Consider the following 7,472-nt stretch of genomic DNA (forward strand, 5'->3'; position numbering starts at 1 on the left):
GACGCATGACAAGTTCATGTTTGCTCAGAGGCCCAGGCCCCTCACCCCAGCCCTCTCCCCGAAGGGGCGAGGGAGCAATGCAGGCCAGCTCGCTGTGGCCCCTTCGAAGTAATGCATTGCGGCTCCCTCTCCCCCGGTCTCCCCGAAGGGGCGAGGGCGCAATGCAGGCCAGTTCGCTGTGGCCCGCTTCGAAGTAATGCATTGCGGCCCCCTCTCCCCCGGCGGGGGGAGAGGGTTGGGGTGAGGGGTCTCTCAAAAATCACACCATCTCCCATCAAGGCAACCCGACGGCCTCCACCATCGCCCGCACCTGCTCGACCCGCCCCCGCCCAGCCCCTGCCACCGGCACCAGCCGATGCGCGGCTGACTGCGCGAGGATGGCCTGCACATCGTCAGGCGCCACGTAATCTCGCTTGTCCAGAAGGGCCCGAGCCTTTGCGGCACGCAGCACCGCAATTCCAGCACGCGGACTCAGGCCTTCGATGAACCAGGCGCCTGACCGCGTCGCGGCAATCACAGCTTGCAGGTAGTCGAGCAACCCGTCCGACGCATGGACAGCCAGCACCGCCTTCTGCGCGGCCACCAATTCCTCCGGTGTCATCACTGCCTGCAATCCATGGATCGCCTCACGCCGATCCTGCCCCGACAGCAAGGCCCGCTCGCTTGCCCGATCCGGGTAGCCCAGGTTGATGCACATCAGGAAGCGGTCGAGCTGCGATTCCGGCAGCGGGTAGGTGCCCAGCTGGTCGGTGGGGTTTTGCGTGGCGATGACAAAAAATGGCCGGGGCAGGGCGCGGGTCTCGCCCTCGACGGTGACCTGCTGCTCTTCCATGGCTTCCAGCAGCGCGCTCTGTGTCTTGGGCCCGGCGCGGTTGATCTCGTCGGCCAGCAGTACCTGGGCAAAGACGGGGCCCGCGTGAAAGACGAAGGACTCCTTGCTGCGCTCGTAGATGCTCACGCCGACGAGGTCCGAGGGCATCAGGTCGGCGGTGAATTGCACCCGCGAAAACCGCAGGCCCAAAGAAACTGCCAGTGCATGGGCCAACGTGGTTTTTCCGACTCCGGGAACGTCTTCGATCAGCAGGTGTCCTCCTGCAAGAAGGCAGGCCACGCAGTCTTCGATCTGTCGGCGTTTGCCGACGATGATCGTGCTAATCTGGTCTATCAGGCGGGTCAGTTGAGTGGCAAGGTGGTCAGGCATGCGCCTCACCTTAACCGAAATTCTCGTCGTCGCTCACCCTCCGATTCCCGGTTTCAAGGCGCGTATCACGATGTCCACAGCCTTCTACACCCACCCCGATTGCCGCTTGCACCAGATGGGAAGGGGCCACCCTGAATGTCCCGAACGGCTCGATGCCATCAACGATCTCCTTCGCTCGACCGGCCTCGACGTCGCACTCGACATGCGCGAGGCGCCTGCGGTCGATCTGCGCGACGTCGCCTTGGCCCACAGCAGCGGCTACGTGGCGGAGCTGAAAGACGTGCTCGAACGCGTCAAGGCCGAGGGCAGATCCGTCGCGCTGGACCCTGACACCACCGCCTGTCCCCAGACGTGGGCTGCCGTGCTGCGTGCCGCCGGCGCAGCGGTAGCAGCGACTGATGCTGTGATCGACGGCCACATCGACAGCGCCTTCTGCGCTGTCCGCCCGCCCGGCCACCATGCCACGCGCGACCAGGCCATGGGTTTCTGCTTCTTCAACAACGTGGCAATCGCCGCACGCCATGCGCTGGACGTGCGCGGCCTGAAGCGCGTGGCCATCGTCGACTTCGACGTGCACCACGGCAACGGGACCGAGGACATCATCGCGGGCGACGAGCGAGTGCTGATGGTCAGCATCTTCCAGCACCCGCTGTACCCCTACAGCGGCACCGTGCCCAAGGGTACCAACATGGTCAACCTGCCGATCCCGCCCTACACCAAGGGCGGCGAAGTGCGCGAGATGATAGAGGCGATGTGGATGCCGCGGCTGGAAGAGTTTCGACCGGAGATGATCTTCTTTTCGGCGGGCTTCGATGCACATCGGGAAGACGATCTCGGGCAACTCGGACTGATCGAGGCGGACTACGAATGGATGACCCGGCGCATCAAGTTCGTGGCGGACCGGCATGCACAAGGGCGGATGGTGTCGTGTCTTGAAGGCGGATATGCACTCGGGGCTTTGGCTCGCAGCGTCGCGGCGCACTTGCGAGTGTTGGCTGGCGTGGACTGACCATTTAGGATTTGGCCCGAGCTAACTGTTCCAGAGTCCGTTGGCGTGTGTTGTCTGACGAACTGGGAACGCTCTCCCGAGACATGTCTTGAACGGACCTTCGCTTTGCTCACCCTACCGAATAATCAATACGCAATGTCCAGACCCCTCACCAGCATCGAACTTCGCGACCTTGCTGACTCGCTGCTCAAGCCGACGGCGCTGACCGAACTGGCGCTTGTCGCTGCTTGTCTTATCGTGGCCTGGGGCGTGGTCCGGCTGTTGCGCGGGACGCAGAGCAAGCCCGCCTCCATCGTTTTCGGGCGACGCATCGTCGACGGTGTCCTCTTCCCGATCCTCACCCTTGTCCTCGCCTTTGTTGCACGAGGGCTGCTGCCGGTTCTTGGCGTGCCCATCGCGGTGTTCACGCTCGCGATTCCGGTCTTCGTGTCGCTGGTTGTCATCCGCCTGACGGTGCGCGTACTGACGGCCGCTTTCCCGGCCTCCCATGCCATACGTTCCATCGAACGCACAGTGTCCTGGCTTGCATGGATCGGCGTGGTGCTGTGGGTGACCGGCGTGCTGCCGGTGGTGATGGAAGGACTCGACGGCATCGCCTGGAAGCTCGGGAGTTCGCGCATTTCTTTGCGCAACGTGGTCGAAGGTTCGCTCGCGGCCATCGTCGTGCTGGTACTCGCCTTGTGGATCTCTGCAGCCGTGGAGTCGCAGCTCATCAAGGGCGCGGGCGCGACCAATCTGTCGCTGCGAAAGATCGGCGCCAATCTGGTTCGTGCCGCGCTCCTCTTCCTCGGGCTGATCTTCGCGATGTCGGCCGCGGGCATCGACCTGACCGCGCTCAGCGTGCTCGGCGGCGCGCTCGGCGTGGGTCTGGGCTTCGGCCTGCAGAAGATCGCTGCCAACTACGTGAGCGGCTTCGTGATCCTCGCGGAGCGAAGCCTGCGCATCGGCGACATGGTGAAGGTCGACAACTTCGAAGGCCGGATCACCGACATCCGCACGCGCTATACCGTCATTCGATCACTGGGTGGTCGCGAAGCCATCGTGCCGAATGAAATCCTCATCACACAGCGAGTCGAGAACTCTTCCCTCGCCGATCCGCGCGTGCTTCTCACGAGCACCGTGCAGGTAGCCTACGGCACCGACGTCCGGTCACTCCAACCCAAGCTCGAAGCCGCTGCACGGCGCGTGTCGCGGGTGATCGACGACCCGGCGCCGTCCGCGCAATTGGCAGTCTTCGGTCCCGATGGCATGGACCTCAATCTGCACTTCTGGATCGCCGACCCTGAGAACGGCCAGGGCGCCGTCAAGTCCGAGGTGAACCTCGCGATCCTCGATGTGCTGAACGCAGAAGGGATCGAGATCCCGTATCCGCAGCGTGTGATGCACATGATCACCCCGCCGCCGCTTGCAGAGAAGCCGGCCTCGTAGGGTGGGCGGAGCAGGGCCGTGCTCTTGTCCAAGCAGCCCACGCGTTCCAATCGAATCCCAACAAGAAAGACACCATGACAACAAGGCGCCACCACCTCCTGATCGCCATCGCCACCGCGCTGCTTGGCGCATGCGCAGCTCCCTCCGGCCCGCTCGACTACCGCGTTCCCGACCACGCCCAGCGTGCGCCCGAGGCGGCCAGCGGCTACACCGAAAAGCCTGGCTGGTCGGCGAGCAAGTTCATGGTGGCCGCAGCCAATCCGCTTGCCACCGACGCGGGCTACCAGGTGCTCAAAGCCGGCGGCACCGCGATCGATGCCGCCATTGCGGTGCAAATGGTGCTGGGCCTCGTCGAACCGCAATCGTCGGGTATTGGCGGTGGCTTGTTCCTTGTGCACTTCGATGGCAAGACGGTGAAAACCTTCGATGGTCGCGAGACGGCGCCTGCGGCGGCCACGCCCGAGCTGTTCATGAAAGATGGCAAGCCCATGGACTTCATGGAAGGCGTTGTCGGCGGCCGTTCTGTGGGCACGCCGGGAACCTTGCGTGCGCTCGAACTCGCGCACCAGCAGCACGGCAAATTGCCGTGGAAGGCCTTGTTCCAACCAGCCATTCTTCTGGCGGAGAGAGGTTTTCAGCTCAGCCCGCGCCTGTACGCGACCCTGAAAGACGATGCCGCAAAAACACTGGGTGCCGACGCGGCAGCCGCAGCCTATTTCCTGCAGCCGGACGGATCTCCCAAGTCCGTTGGAACGGTGTTGCGCAACCCCGAATATGCAGCGGTACTTCGCGACGTGGCCGAGCGTGGAAGCATTGCGTTCTACGAAGGTTCGGTGGCGCGCGACATCGTCGCGAAGGTGCGCAGCCATCCGACCAATGCCGGTCTGCTGACCGAAGCCGACATTGCCGGCTATCGGGCCAAGCAGCGCGATCCGCTGTGCTTCGACTACAAGGCCTGGAAGCTGTGCGGCATGCCGCCGCCGTCGTCGGGGCCACTCGCACTCGGGCAGATGATGGGCATGCTGGCGGCGCGCAACCTCGAGACGCTGAAGCCCGTGCCAGCGAGTTTCGGGCTGGAGCCGAACCCCGAGGCGGTGCACCTCATCAGTGAAGCGGGGCGCCTGGCCTATGCCGACCGCGGCCGTTTCGTGGCCGACCCTGACTTTGTGCCATTGCCCGGCGGCAACGCCGATGCGTTGCTGAAGCCGGACTATCTGTGGAAGCGAAGCGAACTCATCACTGAGCGCAGCATGGGCCGCGCGCAACCCGGCACGCCGACGCTTGCGGCCGTCAGTCTCGCCAACGATCGCAGTCCGGAGCTGACGTGCACCTCGCACATCTCCATCGTCGATGGCCATGGGAATGCGATCGCGATGACCTCGACCATCGAGAACGTGTTCGGCTCACAGATCATGGTGCGCGGCTTCATGCTCAACAATGAATTGACAGATTTTTCGTTCGTGCCGAGCGAGAACGGCGTGCCGGTCGCGAACCGTGTGCAAGGCGGCAAGCGGCCGCGTTCGTCGATGTCGCCCATCCTGGTGTTCGATCGCGCGACCGGTCAGCTCGTGATGAGCCTCGGTTCGCCAGGAGGTTCGGCCATCATCAACTACACCGCCAAGGTGCTGTTCGCCACGCTCGACTGGAAGCTCGACGTGCAGCAGGCGATCTCGCTGCCCAACTTCGGCTCGCGGAACGGGCCCACCGAACTCGAAGACGGCCGTGCATCGCCCGCGCTGGTGGACGCGCTGAAGGCGCGCGGCCACGAGGTCCGCCTCATCACGCAGACGAGCGGTCTTCAGGGCATCCAGCGCGTCGTCAAGGACGGCCAGCCGGGATGGTTCGGCGGCGCCGACCCGCGGCGCGAGGGCATCGTGATGGGAGACTGAGAGGGAACTCAGAGGCTGAGACTTTTTTGCTGCTCGGACACGCTCGAAATACTCTCAGCCTCTCAGCCTCTCAGCGGCCGCGCAGATGCGCCGGTGCCTCGAGGCGCTTGGCGAGCGCCGACAGCATGAGGGTCAGCACGAGGTAGATGGCCGAGATGAGCAGATACGGCTCCCAGTAGCGGGAGTACGCACCAGCCACCGTGCGAGCAGCAAGCGCCAATTCGGCCAGGCCGATGGCCGACACCAGCGACGAGTCCTTCACCAGCGTCACGCCCTCGTTCACGAGCGCCGGCACCATGCGCCGAAAGGCCTGCGGCAACACCACGTAGCGCATGGCCTGCCGATGCGTGAGTCCGATGCTGTAGGCGGCCTGCGTCTGCCCAAGGTGGATGCTCTGGATACCCGCCCGAAGAATCTCCGAGATGTACGCGCCGGCATTGAGAGTCAAGGCGAGAGCGCCCGAAAAGAAGGCGCCGTGGTTCTGCCTGAACTCGCGCGCCGCGTCGCCGCTCAAGAGGAACCCGCCCTCGGGATGGATGAGCGTGGGCATCAATGCAAAGTGCACCAGCAGTATCTGCACGAACAGCGGCGTGCCCCGAAAGAAGGTGACATAGCCCAGCGTGATGCCGCGCAGAAACTTCCAGCTCCACTTCGACACGGCGGACGTCGGCTTGGGTGCGTCGGCCGAGCTGCTGATGAGCCCGAGCAGCACGCCGAGCAAAAGGCCCATCACGATGGCGATGACGGTGAGCTGCACCGTCATCCACAAGCCTTGGACGAACAGCGGGCCGTATCCGGCCAGGATGTCCCAGCGAAGATCCAACATGCCGCCGCCGCGCGGACGCTATTTGATGCCGGCCGATGCTGCGGGTGCAGCTTTCACACCGACGGCGCCCGCGGAGGTGCCGAAGTACTTCTTGAAGAGCGTGTCGTAAGTGCCGTCGGCCTTGATGCCGGCCAGGCCCTGGTTGAGCTTGGCGAGGAGTTCGGTGTTGCCTTTCTTCACCGCCAGCCCGTATTGCTCGGGCGCGAAGCTGTTGTCGCTCACGGTCTTGAACTTGCTGCCCACGTTGTTGGCGACGTAGTTGATGACCACGCCGTTGTCTGCCACCACGGCATCGATGCCGCCGGATTCGAGCTCCTTCAACGCGAGGGGCGTGGATTCGAAGCGCTTGATGTTCGGGCTGTTCTTGCCTTGGAGCTTGCTCACGGCTTCATCGCCCGTGGTCCCCGTCTGCACACCGACCTTCAGCGTCTTCAGGTCGTCGAACTTCGCGACCTTGGAGTCGGTTTTCACGGCAATGAGCTGCACTGCATCGAAGTATGGCGACGAGAAGTCCATCGTCTGCTTGCGTGCATCCGTGATGGTGATGGCCGACACGAGGATGTCGCGGTCCCCCTGGTTCAGCGCATTGAAGATGCCTTCCCACGGTGTGTTCACGAACTTGACCTCAATGCCGGCCTTGGACGCGGCGGCACGCACGACGTCGATGTCGAAGCCGACGATCTCGCCCTTTTCGTTCTGCGATTCGAAGGGAGCGTAGGCGGCATCGGTGCCGACTGCGTAGACCCGTGATGCGGTCGCGGGTGCCGAGGCAGCAGGTGCGGCGGTGGGGGCTTCTTTCTTGCTACAGGCGATGAGCGCGAGGCCCGAGAGAAGGGCCACGGCGAGGAGGTGGCGGCGTCGGGAAAAGGTGTTGGTCATGGACGGATTCCTCCGAGACTTGTGAGTGATTGGAGCCCGGGCGCTTGTGAAGCGGGAGGGCGCGCAAGACGCGAAGTGTATGTCGCGACTCAGAGGCTGAGAGTTTTTCGGACATGCCCGCTCATCACGCCAAAAGCCCCCTGCTCGTCGTTGCAAATGCTCGCCATAGTGCAGTGCAGAGAGTCTTTAGCCTGGCGGACGCGGCACCCGGGTCTGCACTGACGGCACGGCGTGACCGCC

Annotated in this window: 6 protein-coding genes; 3 read left to right on the plus strand and 3 right to left on the minus strand. The window is 64.0% G+C overall.

What is annotated here, in order from left to right:
- Positions 1 to 274: 274 nt before the first annotated feature.
- The gene (locus AC30NL_RS01750; RefSeq protein WP_489462291.1) at positions 275 to 1,201 is read right to left on the minus strand and encodes an AAA family ATPase; all 927 of its coding nucleotides are present in this window, start codon (positions 1,199 to 1,201) and stop codon (positions 275 to 277) included.
- 70 nt (positions 1,202 to 1,271) lie between these two features.
- Here AC30NL_RS01750 and AC30NL_RS01755 point away from each other — a divergent pair, with 70 nt between their 5' ends.
- The 3 genes from AC30NL_RS01755 to AC30NL_RS01765 all read left to right on the plus strand — a co-directional run bounded on the left by AC30NL_RS01755 (position 1,272) and on the right by AC30NL_RS01765 (position 5,527).
- The gene (locus AC30NL_RS01755; RefSeq protein WP_489462292.1) at positions 1,272 to 2,210 is read left to right on the plus strand and encodes a histone deacetylase family protein; all 939 of its coding nucleotides are present in this window, start codon (positions 1,272 to 1,274) and stop codon (positions 2,208 to 2,210) included.
- 135 nt (positions 2,211 to 2,345) lie between these two features.
- Positions 2,346 to 3,638, plus strand: coding sequence for a mechanosensitive ion channel family protein (locus AC30NL_RS01760; protein ID WP_489462293.1), 1,293 nt, complete (start codon positions 2,346 to 2,348; stop codon positions 3,636 to 3,638).
- A gap of 74 nt (positions 3,639 to 3,712) precedes the next feature.
- Positions 3,713 to 5,527, plus strand: coding sequence for a gamma-glutamyltransferase family protein (locus tag AC30NL_RS01765; RefSeq protein ID WP_489462294.1), 1,815 nt, complete (start codon positions 3,713 to 3,715; stop codon positions 5,525 to 5,527).
- A 70-nt stretch (positions 5,528 to 5,597) separates the two neighbouring features.
- On the opposite strand, the gene AC30NL_RS01770 is transcribed toward AC30NL_RS01765, so the two are convergent.
- Both AC30NL_RS01770 and AC30NL_RS01775 read right to left on the minus strand, forming a co-directional pair.
- The gene (locus tag AC30NL_RS01770; RefSeq protein ID WP_489462296.1) at positions 5,598 to 6,350 is read right to left on the minus strand and encodes an amino acid ABC transporter permease; all 753 of its coding nucleotides are present in this window, start codon (positions 6,348 to 6,350) and stop codon (positions 5,598 to 5,600) included.
- 21 nt (positions 6,351 to 6,371) lie between these two features.
- Positions 6,372 to 7,232 carry a basic amino acid ABC transporter substrate-binding protein gene (locus AC30NL_RS01775; protein ID WP_489462295.1) on the minus strand — a complete coding sequence of 287 codons (861 nt, stop codon included), beginning with the start codon at positions 7,230 to 7,232 and terminating at the stop codon, positions 6,372 to 6,374.
- Between the last annotated feature and the right edge of the window lie 240 nt (positions 7,233 to 7,472).

The organism is Rhizobacter sp., from assembly GCA_021153565.1.
Classification (GTDB): domain Bacteria; phylum Pseudomonadota; class Gammaproteobacteria; order Burkholderiales; family Burkholderiaceae_C; genus Albitalea.

What these genes read in the sequence shown, in the direction of transcription:
- AC30NL_RS01750 (WP_489462291.1), bottom strand. Translation starts at nt 1,201, where the DNA reads ATGCCTGACCACCTTGCCACTCAACTGACCCGCCTGATAGACCAGATT.
- AC30NL_RS01755 (WP_489462292.1), top strand. Translation starts at nt 1,272, where the DNA reads ATGTCCACAGCCTTCTACACCCACCCCGATTGCCGCTTGCACCAGATG.
- AC30NL_RS01760 (WP_489462293.1), top strand. Translation starts at nt 2,346, where the DNA reads ATGTCCAGACCCCTCACCAGCATCGAACTTCGCGACCTTGCTGACTCG.
- AC30NL_RS01765 (WP_489462294.1), top strand. Translation starts at nt 3,713, where the DNA reads ATGACAACAAGGCGCCACCACCTCCTGATCGCCATCGCCACCGCGCTG.
- AC30NL_RS01775 (WP_489462295.1), bottom strand. Translation starts at nt 7,232, where the DNA reads ATGACCAACACCTTTTCCCGACGCCGCCACCTCCTCGCCGTGGCCCTT.